We start from the raw sequence: 12811 nt of genomic DNA, 5'->3' as shown, positions 1-12811 counted from the left end.
CCGGTGACGCGGCCGCTCGCCGGCACCACCATCGCCGATGTCGCCGCCCGTGCGGGGGTGTCGATCCGCACCGTATCGCGCGTGCTCAACCGGTCGCCGCTGGTCAATGCCGCGACGCGCGAGGCGGTGGAGGGGGTGATCGCCGGGTTGAACTTCCGCCCCAGCGCCCGTGCGCGCGGTCTTGCCACCGGGCGTTCCTATCTGCTCGGGCTGGTCCATAACGATCGCAACGCGCTGGTGCTCGATCCCCTGCAACGCGGCATGGTCGGTGCGGCGGCGGCGCGCGGCTACGAACTGGTCGTCCATCCGGTCGCGCTGGCGGGCGATCCGGCGGCGGACGTGCGCGATTTCGTGCAGCGTTCGCGCGTTGACGGCGTGGTCGTCGTGCCGCCGGTATCGGGTCTGGCCGGAGTCGCCGATGGACTGGCGGGAGTGCCGGCGGTGGCGCTGTCGTCGGTTGCGCTATCGGGCTATGACGCGGTGCTGGTGTCCGACGAACGCGGTGCGGCGCGCGTGGTCGCCGACCATCTGGTCGCGCTCGGCCATCGCCACGTCGCGCTGCTGTCCGGTCCCGCCGCCGCCCATTCGGCCCGCGAGCGCCGGGCCGGCTTCGTCGAGAGCCTCGCCGCATATGGCATAACGCTGTCGGCAGAGGCCGAGGGCGATTACGGTTTCGACGCCGGCGTGATCGCGGCGCAAACGCTGCTGACCCGCAATCCCCGCCCGACCGCGATCTTCGCCGCCAACGACGTGATGGCGGCGGCGGTGCTGAAGGTTGCGGCGGGCATGGCGCTGTCGGTGCCCGGCGACCTGTCGGTCATCGGCTTTGACGGCAGCATCCTCGCGCGGATGCTCACCCCGGCGCTCACCACTGTCCACCGCCCGATCGCCGACATGGCGGCGGCGGTGACCGAACGGCTGATCGACCGGATCGAGGGCGCCGCCGCCGACGCCCCGCTTACCGCCACTTTGTCGCTCAGGATCGGCGGTTCCTGCGGTCCGGTCAGCCGCTGACCAGTTCGAAGAACCGCACCGCCGCGCGATATTCGGCCGCCCGCGCCGCGCGGGTCTCGGCGGCCAGCGCATCCTCGCCCCATTGCTCGGCCTGCCAGTCCTCGTCGACATGCGCCGCCGCCCACGCCGCATCGGCGGTGATCGCCCCCTCGACCAGCGCCAGCCCCAGCAGCAGCGACCCGGTCAGCCCGACGATCGGCGACAACGGCGCCAGCACCCATGGCGACAGCGCCACCACCGCCTCGCGCAACCGCGCCAGCGTGCGCGGCGGCTGTTCGACCGGCATCACTCCGTCGGTGACGGTGAAGGTCACGTCGAACCGAGTGCGCGCCCAGTCGAGCACCGGATCCCATGCCGCCGCCTGCCGATCGGCCAGCGGACCTTCGCCGCGATAGCAGAGCAGGTCGCTACCGCCATAGACCGCCAATCCGCCCGCAAATGCCGCGGGATCGGCCGCCACCCGTTCGATCGCGGCATTGGCAAGACCGGTCAGCGGCATCGCCCGCGGGTCGACCGTCTCGCCGACATCGCGCCATTCCTGCGCGATCGCTTCAACCAATGCCGGATAGGGCACGACCAGCGGCAGCCGCCCGGGCGTGCGCACCGGCCGGGCGTCGAGCGCGATCTCGCCCGCGGGAGAAACCGTCACGTCTTTCCAGAACCGCTTCACCGGCTGCGCCACCTGGCGGTCAGCCCGCGCGGCACCACCGCCATCGCGTACAGCGCCGACAGCACGATCGCCACGCCCAGCACGCGCATGCCCGTGCCGGGCGCGCGCGCCAGCACGATCACGCCGAACACCGCCCCCATCGCGGTGACGATGCGGATCGCGACCAGCATCAGCCAGCGATTGCGCGCCAAATGGTCGGGCGTCATGGCATCTCCAGTAGGACGGGAAGCAGCGCGGCATCGGCGCACAGCCGGTCGGCGCCGGCGGCGGTCAACTCGTGCGGCGGATGATAGCCCCATTCGACGCCGATCGCCCGCGCGCCCGCCGTCCGCGCCATCGCCATGTCGAAACCGGTGTCGCCGATCATCACGGTCGTGTCCGGCGCGCCGCCAACCTCGGCGATCGCCGCGTGCAGCATCGCCGGATGCGGTTTGGACGGATGCCGATCGGCGGTCTGCAGCGTGACGAAATAATCGGCGATCCGGTGATGCGCGAGCAGCAGCCGCAACCCGCGATCGGACTTGCCGGTCGCCACGCCCAGCCGCCATCCCCGGTCGCGCAGCGCGACCAGCGCATCGACGATACCGGGAAACAGCGGTTCCTCGCGCAGCCGGCCATCGATCCGCATCGCCCGGAAATGCTGCTTATACCCCTCGGCCACCGCTTCGTGCAGGTCGGGCGTGCTGTCGGGCACCAGTTGCGCGACCGCCTGCGGCAGGCTCAATCCGACAATCCGGCGCACCTGTCGCGGATCGGGCGCGGGCAAGCCGGTATCGGCAAAGGCCAGCGCCATTGCGGTGCAGATATTCGCCTGCCCGTCGGCTAGCGTCCCGTCGCAATCGAATACGGCCAGCCGGGTCATGCCGCACGCATCCATGGCACCAGCGCATGCTCGCCCATTGCCGCCGCGACTCGCGCGCGCACGTCGACGGGCTTGGTCTGGTTCAGCTTGATCGTGCCGCGCCACGCGGTCGGTACCAGTTCGAACCCGGCGATCGCATCGAGCATCGCCTCGGCCTTACGCGGATCGATCTGGTCGACCGCCCATTGCGGTTCGGCCTCATAGGTCGCGGCGAGCGCGTCGATCTGGTCGCGCAGGGCCGCCCGGTCGATCGCCCGGACCACGCCCTCGACCTCGACCGACAGATAGTTCCATGTCGGTACCTCGTCCGGGCCGGCGCAGTACCAGCGCGGCGAGATATAGGCATGCGGCCCCTGCGCGACGAACAGCGCGGTCGCGCCGTCCAGATGCGGCGTCACCATGTTGGCGCGCGCGACATGGAATCGCAGCGCGCCGTCGTCGGTCGTCACCACCGGCACCTGCGCCGCCCGCGGCCCGTCGGGCGTCGTCACGAACAACGCCCCGAACCCTTCACCGCGCACGAACGCGCGCGCGGCATCGTCATCCATGCGAAAGGCACGATTGGGATGCATCAGTCGCGGGACCCTCGGGAGCGCCGCTCGCCACGCCGTTCCTTGCGATAGGTCTTGGCATGCGCCTTCGCCTTGGCCTTCAGATCGGCCTTGGTCACGGGCGGCGGCGTGTCGTCGATCATCGCATTGCCGAGGCTCAGGTCGAAGCCCAGCAGGTCGATGCTCTCGGCGAAATGGTCGGGCAGCTCGGCGGTGACGTCGACCTTGCCGCCATCGGGATGATCGATGCGGATGCGCCGCGCGTGGAGGTGCATCTTGCGGCTGACCCCGCCGGTCAGGAACGCGGCCTGCCCGCCATATTTGCCGTCGCCGACGATGGGATGGCCGATCGCCGACATATGGACGCGCAACTGATGGGTACGTCCGGTAAAGGGTTGCAGCTCGACCCATGCCGCGCGGTTGCCGACGCGTTCGATCACGCGGTAACGCGAACGGGCCGGCTGGCCTTCCGCCTCGTCGACATGCATCTTCTCGCCGCCGGTGCCCGGCTGCTTAGCCAGCGGCAGGTCGACGATGCCGTCGGAGATGTCGGGAATGCCGACGACCAGCGCCCAATAGACCTTCTTCGCGGTCCGCCCCGAAAAGGATTTGGCGAAGAATGCCGCCGCCCGCGCCGTCCGCGCGATCAGCAGCGCGCCCGACGTGTCCTTGTCGAGCCGGTGGACCAGCTTGGGCCGGCTCTCGCCGTCGAACTGCAACGCGTCGAGCAGCCCGTCGACATGGTCGTGGGTCTTGGTCCCGCCCTGCGTCGCAAGGCCCGGCGGCTTGTTGAGCACGATGGCCTGCTTGTCATGGTGGATCACCAGCGACCGGGCGAATTCGGTCTGTTCCTCCGACAGCGGCGGGCGCGGGGCCTTCGCCTTGGGTTGTGCGACGATCGCCGATTCGGGCGGCGGCACGCGCAGCACCTGTCCGGCGGTGAGGCGCGCACCCGGCTGCGCCCGCCCGCCATCGATGCGCAGCTGCCCGGTGCGCGCCCAGCGCGACACGGTATTGAAACTGGTATCGGGCAGATGCCGCTTGAACCAGCGGTCCAGCCGGATGCCGTCGTCATCGGCCCCGACCGTGAACTGCCGGACGTCATTGTCGCTCATGCCGCTGCCCCCCGCGTCAGTTGCAGCCCGACGAACAGCGCGGTGCCCGCGCCGATCACCGACAGCAGCGCATAGCCAAGCGCACCGACCATCGCCCCGCGCTCCAGCATCGTCACCATGTCGAGCGAGAAGGCCGAAAAGGTGGTGAACCCGCCCAGCAGCCCGACGCCGACCGCGAGTCGGACCGCCTCGCTCCCGCCGCCGCTACGCGACAGCGCGCCCATCAACAGCCCCATCGCCAATCCGCCAAGCAGATTGACCCCCAGCGTTCCCCACGGATAGTCCGCACCGAACGCCGCGGCGGCGACGCGGCCGAACAGATAGCGCAGGGCTGACCCGAACGCTCCGCCGGCCATCACGATCAATATGTTTCCCATTATTGCTTTGCGCCTAGCCGATCGCGGCGCGCAATAAAACCGGTCGCAATGATACTAAGGTATCGGTCGGGTCCGCAAACTGCATTAATTTCCGCTGAATTGCCCAACAGTTAACGCGTCGCAGATGCGCCGGCCGCTGCAGGCGGCTTCGTACCGGCCGGCGCGACTCCGGGCTGCGTGGCGCGTCGCCCGCCGAATGAAGCCTTGCCCCTTGCTGGCGACGGTGACGATCGTTACAATATGCTGCGATGCACAACGAAGCCGTATCCGAGTCCCCGGCCGCTACTGCAGCCGATCGCGCAAGCGAGGAGCAGCGCGCGACGCTGAGCGATATCATCCGCTTCGCGCTGATGCAGCGCATCTGCCTGTCGGTGCGCTACAACAATATGGACATGCTGCTCGCGCCGCACATGCTGTGGACCAAGCATGGCGACCTCCATGTCGACGCGGTGACGGTCGAACGCGCCGGCAGCGCGCCCAAGATGTTCAAGATCGGCACGTTCAAGCTGGCGGGCCTCGGCAATGTCGCGCTCACCTCGCGCACCTTCGTGCCGCAGCCCGATTTCGACCCCGCCGATCCCAAATATGCCGAGGCACCGGTCGCGTCGGTCCAGCGCTGAACCGGGACGATCGCGCGCACGCAATCGCTTGCGCATCCCCTGCCATCGGGCCATGGACCGCGGGAACCGGGCCGCGATCGGGCGCCCGTGGACGATAGCGGGCGAGGATCAGTGACCAGCATCGGTATCTTTGGCTGGCAAGGCCGGATGGGGCGGGCGATCACTCTCGAGATCGAACGGCTGGGCGAAACGCTGGCCGGCGGCATCGATCAGGGCGGCGATCCTGCCGATCTTGCCGCGCGCGCCGATGTGCTGGTCGATTTCTCCGCGCCGGTCGCGCTGGAGGGCAATCTCGCCGCCGCCCGTGCGGCCGCGACGCCGATCGTGATCGGCACCACCGGCCTGTCCGACCGGCATCATGCGATGATCGACGATGCCGCGCGCAAGATCGCGGTGCTGCAGACCGGTAATACCTCGCTCGGCATCGCGCTTCTTTCGCGACTGGTGCGCGACGCGGCCAGCCGCCTCGGCCCCGACTGGGATATCGAGATCGTCGAGAGCCATCACCGGCTGAAGGTCGATGCGCCCTCGGGCACCGCCCTGATGCTGGGTGACGCCGCGGCGGAAGGGCTGGGGACGACGCTTGCCGACAGCGGCGTGATCGGTCGTGCGGGGCTGGTCGGTGCGCGCGCGGCGGGTACGATCGGCTTTGCCGCGCTGCGCGGCGGCACCATCGTCGGCGATCATCAGGTGGTGTTCGCGGGCGAAGGCGAGCGAATCGAACTCGGCCACCGCGCCGACGATCGCGCGCTGTTCGCCCGTGGGGCGGTCCGCGCCGCGCTGTGGCTGGCGGGTGCGCCGGCCGGCCGCTACACGATGGATGCGGTGCTCGGCGTTTGAAGAAGGCGGATATCTTCGAATTCTTCCGCCGGTTGGCGGAGGACAATCCGCACCCCGAAACCGAACTCGAATCGGTCAACGACTATACGCTGCTGGTGGCAGTAGTTTTGTCGGCCCAGGCGACCGACGCCGGCGTGAACAAGGCGACCCGCGTCCTGTTCGCCACGGTCGATACGCCCGAAAAGATGGTCGCGCTGGGGCTGGACGGCCTGAAACAGCATATCCGCACCATCGGCCTCTTTAATACCAAAGCCAAGAACGTCATCGCTCTCAGCGAAGCGCTGATCGCCGACCATGGCGGGCAGGTCCCCGAGGACCGCGACGCGCTGGAACGACTGCCCGGTGTCGGGCGCAAGACCGCCAACGTCGTCATGAACACCGCCTTCGGCCACGAAACCTTTGCGGTCGACACCCATATCTTCCGCGTCGGCAACCGCACCGGCCTAGCGCGCGGCAAGACCCCGAACGCGGTCGAATCGGTGCTGGAGCGCGTCGTCCCCCAGCCGTTCCGGCTGCACGCGCATCACTGGCTGATCCTGCACGGCCGCTATACCTGCAAGGCGCGCCGCCCCGAATGCTGGCGCTGCCCGGTCGCCGACCTGTGCGCCTTCCGCCCCAAGACCCCGCCGCCGGTGCAAAAGGCGGCGAGCGCCTGAAAACGGCTGGTCATGCCGCGAAAGCTTTGCTAGGCGCGTGCCTCCACGGCCAAGCACCCGTAGCTCAGCTGGATAGAGCGCTGCCCTCCGAAGGCAGAGGCCAGGGGTTCGAATCCCTTCGGGTGCGCCAACCTTTTCAACAGGTTGGTACAATGTGCGTCGTGGGAGACAGCGTCCGGGCATAACCGGGGTACGTCGGGACAATTGGATGAGCAAATCTTGTCCGCTGGCGTCCGATTAAATTCGTGGGCATACTTCCTACCGGGGAGGGTCCTATGTATCCAAAATATCTCATTGGCGCGTTTGTCGCTTTGGTATCGCTTGCAAGTCCGGCCGCGTCGCAGGATGAGGATGCTCCGCACCGCATTGCTATCAACAGGCTGGCGCTAACTGGCGATCCAGTTGAGGTTGGCTCATGCGCAATGCGCTTGCTCGGTCGATCCGCCAAGGTAACGAGCTATCCCGTCCGTGACGGGGTCGGCTTAGATTGGACACCGAAAAGTGGCTTTCTAATGAGCGCCCCCGGTGACCCGATTGTGTCGATGGAATTTCGAAGCGATGCGCAAGGCGCATACCTGGTCGGAAAATATCGGCATCCCTTTTCTAGGAAGACCGCTTTGACGGTATTTGAGAAAGCGTCAGAAAAATGCTTTGCAATTGATTGGGAAGAATGGAAGTCTTCTCAGGATTCCGCGAAGTAAAATTTCTGATCGGTTATATTGGAGGAGGTAAGTGTCTGAAATAGAAAATCATATAAAGCTAATTATAGAAGCGCAGACGATATATGTTATTAGTTTTGCAAAGGCGTTAGAGGCTAGTGGCGTTACATCAATCGATGCGTTAACAAAATTCATTGAGGAAATAAATACCGGCACAGGCGAAGGATCAAACCCTCTTGTCGAGAATATGATAGACGCGATGCGTGCAAACATGATGTAAAGGCGAAGCGCTTCGCTTCGCTAATCATCCGATTTGTGCGCTGGATTTTGTCGATTTTGGTAATCCTTTTTTTACCGAGGGGGCGTAAGAAGCAACGCCCATCCGGCTGGATGCTAGGAAAGGGGGAACCCAGCAGCCAAGCTCTTGCAGCAGCACGGACGCGCCAGCCGCTTTTCAACTCGGTATTCGCTTGCCCGCAGCTTGGCGTCGGCTCGGTCGGCCGCGGCAGCCTGTGCGGGCGTAAGAGCGTCGTTCGTGCACGCTTCGATCGCGAGCGCCACAATCTCGGCATCGGTAAGGATCGCTCGCAGGCCGGTGCGCTTAGCCATGACAGCACGCCTCCGCCTTCGCCATGATCCGCGCAACCTGATCGGCCAGTTGGGGCGGCACGATCGATTCGACATCCGCATTGGTGGGCACGCTCGCCAGCACGATCAATTCGGCGTCGGTCAGGCAATGCAGATCGTAAGGCAGGGGAGCCATCGGAGCGTTTGCCTCAAGCTTCGCTAGGCGGCTGCGCTGTCGCTCGGTCATCGCCATCATGGCAACTCCCGCACGATGACTTGCGACGTTAGCGTGCCATCGCGATCGATGACAGTACGAACAATGCCTGTGATGCGGTCGGCGCGATCGGGGCGGATGGCCTCAATTTTCGCAAGCCGCGCTTTCATGCTGTTGCCGGTCATTTGCTCACAACCTTTTCTTCGAGCGCGTCCAGGCGGCTAGCCAATTCGGTAGTTTCGATCGCCGCGCGATGTTCTTTGAGAATGCCCGCCAGCGCTTGAGCCTCGCCCGGCGTAAGGTCGCCCGCTGCCACGGCTTCCAGCACTGCCAGCAACGCGCCCGGATGATCGGCGGCACCGGCCACCTTCGGCATATCGAAGCTAATCGTCCGCTCGCGACGGACTGGCACCAGCCGGTCCAGACAGAGCTTCAGGGCCGTCATGTCGCCCGCCTTAGCCTGATCGATCGCCTTGCGGGTCAGGGCTTCCGCCTCGCCCTCTAGAAGCGCCTCAGCGGCCTTTGTGGCGGTATTACGCGATCCCGGCTGGCGTCCGGGGTTACCCTTAGCAAAAGGCTTCCCTCGTACCTTCTTTGCGGGCGTAGGGGCATCGGCCTTCACGGCGTCACCATCGCAACATGGGGGGCAAGCAGGCTGATGATGAACGCCAGAGCCAGAAGCGCGCCCAACAGGAAACCAAGCGAGGCAACGATGGCGGGCTGGGGTCGGTTACACATGCCGATTGCCCACCGCGCAAATGTCGCGCTGATACGCGGCGACTAGCATTAGCCCGCCACCTTCATCGCTTCGGCTGCAAAGTTCGGCATCGGCAAGGCTTACCGTCGCCCCACTGTTAGAAAGCATCATTGGAACACGAATAGAATAGCCATTCTTTAGTATTTCACTGTCGAAAGCTTCATGCTTCGAACAGAATCGGCCCAGGCTATCAACGTATTGCACTATCTTTTGCCTATTTTCACTTGTGGTCAGATTAGCGATTTTTGGATATCCTGGGTAGGGCGGGGCAAGATAGCAGAATATGCGCTTTAGTTACTTAATGTCATCTTAGCGCCAGATTGTTTGGTGTGAAACACGAGAATCTATTGTTAGCGCTCCGGCTGGCGGCGATCGTCGTTTTGTTCGTGAGCGGCGCGCTCGCAATCATTACGGGATCGTTTTGAAGGCGGTGCGCTGCCCCGGATATGCCCGCGCCAATCCAGCCCCTACGCCCGTGCGATCGAACGCTAAAAGAGCCGGGGGTTTAGTCCCCCTTCGGGATGCCGCGACCATTGCCTAACAGCGGCAGAGGTCGGCTCCAATCGCCACCTTCCTGCCGATTTGTCATCCCCACCACCCCCCCCCACACCCCTATAGGGTGGTGGTGGGGATGGATCGGATGAACACCTCGCCACCCGTTCGCCACGTAGGGTGGAGGGGTGGAGAAGGCCCCGCCTATGCACCGGGTTTAGAACGCGGTCCGGGGTTCTCAACTAGGGCGCCAACCTCCACAAAATTACGAAGCTTGCTCTTGGCGTCCTTTCGTTTGACGATTTTCAGCGAGCCACTAGCAATCCAGGTCTTGGTTAGCTGCTTGACCGTAGCCTTATCGGCAGCCTCTTGCGGGTTTAACGCCAACACACCCGCAACAACATTGCCAACCCAATCCGGTGACTGATCGCTCTCGCGCCAGCATCCTTCCGCAACGCGGCGTTGTACTTCTGCTAAATCGCCATTTGTGATGCCTTCGAACGCATTGGGTGGACTCCAAGGTTCGACCGCACCAACGCTATCGCCACCCGAAAAACCGCCGTTGCCTAGGCTGACACTGGCAATATGAAACCAGTCTTTTTGGCCAGCCTTCGCTCGGTTGGACTTGTCGTTCTCAACCGTAAAGTAGCTTGTCGCGTCGCGCTCTCGAATGCCATAGGATTTCGCTTCAGATGGCTCCATTCGATTAAGTGTTAGAACACTCCGGCAAGCGTTGCCCAAAGCGGATGCGCCACGCGATGCATCCGCAGTAACCCTCGTTCCGTTCAGCTTACGTGAATGGTGAACCAGTACGATTGAGCAATGGGCCTGCTTTGCTAAGTAAGCCCACTTCTTAGCAACGGTGTCAATTTTTCCATTATCGTTCTCATCGATTTGATGAGATGATACAAACGGATCGATTACGAGAACGTCGATCTGACGGCGCTTCAATTCAGATAAAAGCTCATTAATGACCGGCTCGTTGATAACCAGCCCATCGCGGCTTTCATGGGCGATACAAAGGTGTGAGCCGTCCGGGCCGCTATCTACAAATAGGCGCCCCGCCGCCTCATCGGGCGTAACGTCATGATTCAGGGCTGTCGCTGCGATTTGACGATCAAGCTCGTCGTAATCATCTTCGAGGTTCCAAAGCCAAACGCGCTTCGGTCCGCCGCAAACCTGCTTATTTAGAAGCGCTCGACCTGTTGCCAGCGAAAGTGCAGCAGTAGCCCAAAGCGACGACTTGCCTACTCCACCCGGCGCGACGACGCCTGTAACAGTGTTACGAAGCAGCCAGTTACCAAAAACCCATGGGCGCTGCGGAATATCGCTAGGATTCCTCCATGTGTACGGCGTGGCGGAAATTGCGGATCGCACGATGCCAATGCTCGCATCGTTCGCAGGATTTGGTGGGGCACCAACCCTCTGCTTTGCGAGGCAGTTTGCGACGAGCCGGCCCCAATTAACAATTACTTTGGGGCGGTCACAGATATGGTCAACCTCGCCCTCCGCAATGCCTTCGTCGCGGCGGTAGTGCGCAATGTTCTTTCCGATGTAGTCTAAGCAGTCTTGGCGTTCCAATGGCTTCGCGGCAATAGGATTTTCGGGATGCAGTAGCACGCCGAAAATCTCATCATCGAACCAGCCTTCCCGGACAGCTTCGGCTATGAAGTGCTTTACCACCGCGTCACGGTCGATAATCTGTCCGTCACTCCCCCGGCTGCCCTTTGGCGTCACGATCAGCGCGAGGCGAGCGGCTTCGCTATCAACTGTCTCAGGAAAGCCAAGTTCGGCAACTGTGATAGGGGTGCGCGATCCAGTGCGTGCGGTATAGCGGGGGTCGCTAGGGGCAGCTTCTCTTTGGTTACCCTTAGCGCGCACAGCGGCAAGAACATCGCCTGGCGCTTCACTAGGTTCTTCATCTTTGACCCATTCATAGCGCTTCCCGTCAGCGCGCACAGAAGGCGGAACGATGATGTAACCCTCATCGCCGCGCGTATCTGCGCCAGGATATATGCCTTGGGTGTTTGGCACCGCGTCGTCATCGGTGCACGCAAAATACATATGACGACCGCGCTTACCGCCGCTGATAGCAGTGAGGGTCGATGGCAAGCACAGCTCGGCCTCGACGCCAGCGAACGCTACTTCGTCGTCGATATCCAGAACCCAGACGCCGCTTTCCCTGCCGGTGCGCACGCCGATCATCGCTTGAGGCCACCGCACCCACCATTCGCGGAGCTGCGCAGGGTCTTTCGACGCCTTTTTAAGCCCTCCCGTGCCGATGATTTTGTTACCGTTTGCGTCTTTATCGCACGGTAGTAGGGGGCGCTTAGTGTCTGGGTGGCAGGGAACTACGGACCAACCCCTTGCAGCATAAGCCAATGCAGCTTCAAGCATGTCTGCCGAAGGCGTGGCGATGACGCCCCCTTGCTTTTCAAGGGCAAATTCGCTATTGTTCATTCATTCGTTACCTTAGTTTTGGTGGCTGCAATCCACCGGAACAACAATTTAGGGCCGGGGCAATGCTCCGGCCTTTTATTTGATTTATGCGCGTGAGGGTTCGCCAACTAGCTGGCGAAGCGAAGATATGCGAACCATGTTGCGCCGTCCGATATGCACGGTATCAAGCTTGCCGCGCTTGATAAGCTCATAGGTTACGGTCTTGCCGATACCGAGAATGCGACTGGCGTTCGCAACCGAAACGGCCAAGGGTTCAACTTTCAGTTCGACGCCAACATCATATACATCGTTCATCGGGCTTAGTCCTTCAAAACGCGGGAGGCTATATTTCCCGTCTATTTTGAAAATCTAGCGGAACTCGAACGTCGGCGGAAGGGCGGGGCAAGAACTGTGACCTGTCTCGCTCGCGAAGCGCCGAATAGACTGGATAGGCGGGCAACCGTGGCCCCACCTCAAGCTGACAATTCTGCCGTGCTGGCAACCGGTGCGCTCATGCGGGCAGTCGCCCATGCGTCCAGATCGGCGGGCTTATAAAGCACCATTCGACCCATCTTTTGGAATACAGGCCCGCCGCCGACGCAAGCGAGCTTCGCAAGCGTCTGCGCGGTAAAGGCACCGTATTGAGCCTGTAGGTATTCGGCAGCTTGCTTGCGCCGCACATAATCGGAATTGTTTTGCATTTGCCGTCCCGTCGCTGGTTACGGCAATCCATCTATGGTCAGCATCGGCAAGTTGCAAAAGCGATCGTGGTCGGTTCAATACGTAGATTGAAGCGCCTTCCGCCATGTCCAATGACGGTACCAAGTTGGAATGCTGTGCTATCCGGTCGCATTGTTAGGCGTTCATTCATCCCCTCCGTCTAAAGGAACAATGGCCGTTGACATCTGTTAACACTGCGGTATATATGGGTGGTCGGTGAGTAGGCCGCGTCATCCGATCAAGGAGGTCGAGGAGGCG

At 63.0% G+C, this 12811-nt stretch carries 19 protein-coding genes and 1 tRNA gene; 7 read left to right on the top strand and 13 right to left on the bottom strand.

Features of this window, described 5'->3' with window-relative positions:
- Positions 1 to 3: 3 nt before the first annotated feature.
- Positions 4 to 1014: a LacI family DNA-binding transcriptional regulator gene (locus MF607_RS15930; RefSeq protein ID WP_242120568.1), complete on the top strand. Its 1011-nt coding sequence runs from the start codon at positions 4 to 6 to the stop codon at positions 1012 to 1014.
- Here MF607_RS15930 and MF607_RS15925 read toward each other — a convergent pair.
- From MF607_RS15925 to crcB, 6 genes are read right to left on the bottom strand one after another with little or no spacing between them, the layout of a single operon-like run.
- Positions 1004 to 1684, bottom strand: a complete 681-nt coding sequence (locus tag MF607_RS15925; RefSeq protein WP_242120566.1) for an ATP12 family chaperone protein — start codon at positions 1682 to 1684, stop codon at positions 1004 to 1006. The genes MF607_RS15930 and MF607_RS15925 overlap by 11 nt on opposite strands.
- A complete protein-coding gene (locus MF607_RS15920) occupies positions 1681 to 1890 on the bottom strand; it encodes a hypothetical protein (protein ID WP_242120565.1) in 210 nt (69 codons plus the stop codon). Before MF607_RS15920 ends, MF607_RS15925 begins: the two co-directional genes overlap by 4 nt.
- Entirely contained in the window at positions 1887 to 2546 is a 660-nt protein-coding gene (locus tag MF607_RS15915) for an HAD-IA family hydrolase (protein WP_242120563.1), read from the bottom strand. The genes MF607_RS15920 and MF607_RS15915 overlap by 4 nt, the downstream gene beginning before the upstream one ends.
- Positions 2543 to 3118 (bottom strand): FMN-binding negative transcriptional regulator, encoded by a 576-nt coding sequence (locus tag MF607_RS15910; RefSeq protein ID WP_277925951.1) that lies wholly within the window; start codon positions 3116 to 3118, stop codon positions 2543 to 2545. Before MF607_RS15910 ends, MF607_RS15915 begins: the two co-directional genes overlap by 4 nt.
- Positions 3118 to 4212, bottom strand: coding sequence for an RluA family pseudouridine synthase (locus tag MF607_RS15905; RefSeq protein WP_242120558.1), 1095 nt, complete (start codon positions 4210 to 4212; stop codon positions 3118 to 3120). Before MF607_RS15905 ends, MF607_RS15910 begins: the two co-directional genes overlap by 1 nt.
- Entirely contained in the window at positions 4209 to 4589 is a 381-nt protein-coding gene (gene crcB / locus MF607_RS15900) for a fluoride efflux transporter CrcB (protein WP_242120556.1), read from the bottom strand. Before crcB ends, MF607_RS15905 begins: the two co-directional genes overlap by 4 nt.
- Before the next feature lie 248 nt (positions 4590 to 4837).
- Between crcB and MF607_RS15895 the strand changes: the two genes are divergently transcribed.
- From MF607_RS15895 to MF607_RS15870, 6 genes are all read left to right on the top strand, one after another.
- Positions 4838 to 5209: a hypothetical protein gene (locus MF607_RS15895; protein WP_242120554.1), complete on the top strand. Its 372-nt coding sequence runs from the start codon at positions 4838 to 4840 to the stop codon at positions 5207 to 5209.
- A 111-nt stretch (positions 5210 to 5320) separates the two neighbouring features.
- Entirely contained in the window at positions 5321 to 6049 is a 729-nt protein-coding gene (dapB, locus tag MF607_RS15890) for a 4-hydroxy-tetrahydrodipicolinate reductase (protein ID WP_242120552.1), read from the top strand.
- The gene (gene nth, locus MF607_RS15885) at positions 6046 to 6705 is read left to right on the top strand and encodes an endonuclease III (protein WP_242120549.1); all 660 of its coding nucleotides are present in this window, start codon (positions 6046 to 6048) and stop codon (positions 6703 to 6705) included. Before dapB ends, nth begins: the two co-directional genes overlap by 4 nt.
- A gap of 53 nt (positions 6706 to 6758) precedes the next feature.
- Positions 6759 to 6835 (top strand) — tRNA-Arg (locus MF607_RS15880).
- Between the two features lie 145 nt (positions 6836 to 6980).
- A complete protein-coding gene (locus MF607_RS15875) occupies positions 6981 to 7406 on the top strand; it encodes a hypothetical protein (protein ID WP_242120547.1) in 426 nt (141 codons plus the stop codon).
- Between the two features lie 31 nt (positions 7407 to 7437).
- Positions 7438 to 7644, top strand: a complete 207-nt coding sequence (locus MF607_RS15870; RefSeq protein ID WP_242120545.1) for a hypothetical protein — start codon at positions 7438 to 7440, stop codon at positions 7642 to 7644.
- Between the two features lie 113 nt (positions 7645 to 7757).
- Here MF607_RS15870 and MF607_RS15865 read toward each other — a convergent pair whose 3' ends face one another.
- The 7 genes from MF607_RS15865 to MF607_RS15835 form a co-directional block, all read right to left on the bottom strand.
- Positions 7758 to 7973, bottom strand: a complete 216-nt coding sequence (locus MF607_RS15865; protein ID WP_242120543.1) for a hypothetical protein — start codon at positions 7971 to 7973, stop codon at positions 7758 to 7760.
- Positions 7966 to 8184, bottom strand: coding sequence for a hypothetical protein (locus MF607_RS15860; protein WP_242120541.1), 219 nt, complete (start codon positions 8182 to 8184; stop codon positions 7966 to 7968). Before MF607_RS15860 ends, MF607_RS15865 begins: the two co-directional genes overlap by 8 nt.
- A complete protein-coding gene (locus tag MF607_RS15855) occupies positions 8184 to 8330 on the bottom strand; it encodes a hypothetical protein (protein WP_242120539.1) in 147 nt (48 codons plus the stop codon). Before MF607_RS15855 ends, MF607_RS15860 begins: the two co-directional genes overlap by 1 nt.
- Complete coding sequence (locus MF607_RS15850; RefSeq protein ID WP_242120537.1) at positions 8327 to 8767, bottom strand: DUF5681 domain-containing protein; 441 nt, start codon at positions 8765 to 8767, stop codon at positions 8327 to 8329. The genes MF607_RS15855 and MF607_RS15850 overlap by 4 nt, the downstream gene beginning before the upstream one ends.
- Positions 8768 to 9598: 831 nt before the next feature.
- Positions 9599 to 11854, bottom strand: a complete 2256-nt coding sequence (locus MF607_RS15845; protein ID WP_242120535.1) for a bifunctional DNA primase/polymerase — start codon at positions 11852 to 11854, stop codon at positions 9599 to 9601.
- An 84-nt stretch (positions 11855 to 11938) separates the two neighbouring features.
- Positions 11939 to 12148 (bottom strand): helix-turn-helix domain-containing protein, encoded by a 210-nt coding sequence (locus tag MF607_RS15840; RefSeq protein WP_242120533.1) that lies wholly within the window; start codon positions 12146 to 12148, stop codon positions 11939 to 11941.
- Positions 12149 to 12306: 158 nt separating this feature from the next.
- On the bottom strand, positions 12307 to 12534 hold the full coding sequence (locus MF607_RS15835; protein ID WP_242120531.1) for a hypothetical protein: 228 nt from the start codon (positions 12532 to 12534) through the stop codon (positions 12307 to 12309).
- Positions 12535 to 12811 lie beyond the last annotated feature (277 nt).

Source organism: Sphingomonas lacusdianchii (assembly GCF_022664395.1).
GTDB classification, from domain to species: domain Bacteria; phylum Pseudomonadota; class Alphaproteobacteria; order Sphingomonadales; family Sphingomonadaceae; genus Sphingomonas; species Sphingomonas lacusdianchii.
Note: the sequence above shows the minus strand (reverse complement) of the source record. Positions and strands in the feature narration are given on the sequence as shown.

Excerpts from the sequence above, each read along its gene's own strand:
- MF607_RS15920 (WP_242120565.1), bottom strand. The coding sequence starts at position 1,890 with ATGACGCCCGACCATTTGGCGCGCAATCGCTGGCTGATGCTGGTCGCG.
- MF607_RS15915 (WP_242120563.1), bottom strand. The coding sequence starts at position 2,546 with ATGACCCGGCTGGCCGTATTCGATTGCGACGGGACGCTAGCCGACGGG.
- MF607_RS15910 (WP_277925951.1), bottom strand. The coding sequence starts at position 3,118 with ATGCATCCCAATCGTGCCTTTCGCATGGATGACGATGCCGCGCGCGCG.
- MF607_RS15905 (WP_242120558.1), bottom strand. The coding sequence starts at position 4,212 with ATGAGCGACAATGACGTCCGGCAGTTCACGGTCGGGGCCGATGACGAC.
- crcB (WP_242120556.1), bottom strand. The coding sequence starts at position 4,589 with ATGGGAAACATATTGATCGTGATGGCCGGCGGAGCGTTCGGGTCAGCC.
- MF607_RS15895 (WP_242120554.1), top strand. The coding sequence starts at position 4,838 with ATGCACAACGAAGCCGTATCCGAGTCCCCGGCCGCTACTGCAGCCGAT.
- MF607_RS15875 (WP_242120547.1), top strand. The coding sequence starts at position 6,981 with ATGTATCCAAAATATCTCATTGGCGCGTTTGTCGCTTTGGTATCGCTT.
- MF607_RS15865 (WP_242120543.1), bottom strand. The coding sequence starts at position 7,973 with ATGGCTAAGCGCACCGGCCTGCGAGCGATCCTTACCGATGCCGAGATT.
- MF607_RS15860 (WP_242120541.1), bottom strand. The coding sequence starts at position 8,184 with ATGGCGATGACCGAGCGACAGCGCAGCCGCCTAGCGAAGCTTGAGGCA.
- MF607_RS15855 (WP_242120539.1), bottom strand. The coding sequence starts at position 8,330 with ATGACCGGCAACAGCATGAAAGCGCGGCTTGCGAAAATTGAGGCCATC.
- MF607_RS15845 (WP_242120535.1), bottom strand. The coding sequence starts at position 11,854 with ATGAACAATAGCGAATTTGCCCTTGAAAAGCAAGGGGGCGTCATCGCC.
- MF607_RS15840 (WP_242120533.1), bottom strand. The coding sequence starts at position 12,148 with ATGAACGATGTATATGATGTTGGCGTCGAACTGAAAGTTGAACCCTTG.
- MF607_RS15835 (WP_242120531.1), bottom strand. The coding sequence starts at position 12,534 with ATGCAAAACAATTCCGATTATGTGCGGCGCAAGCAAGCTGCCGAATAC.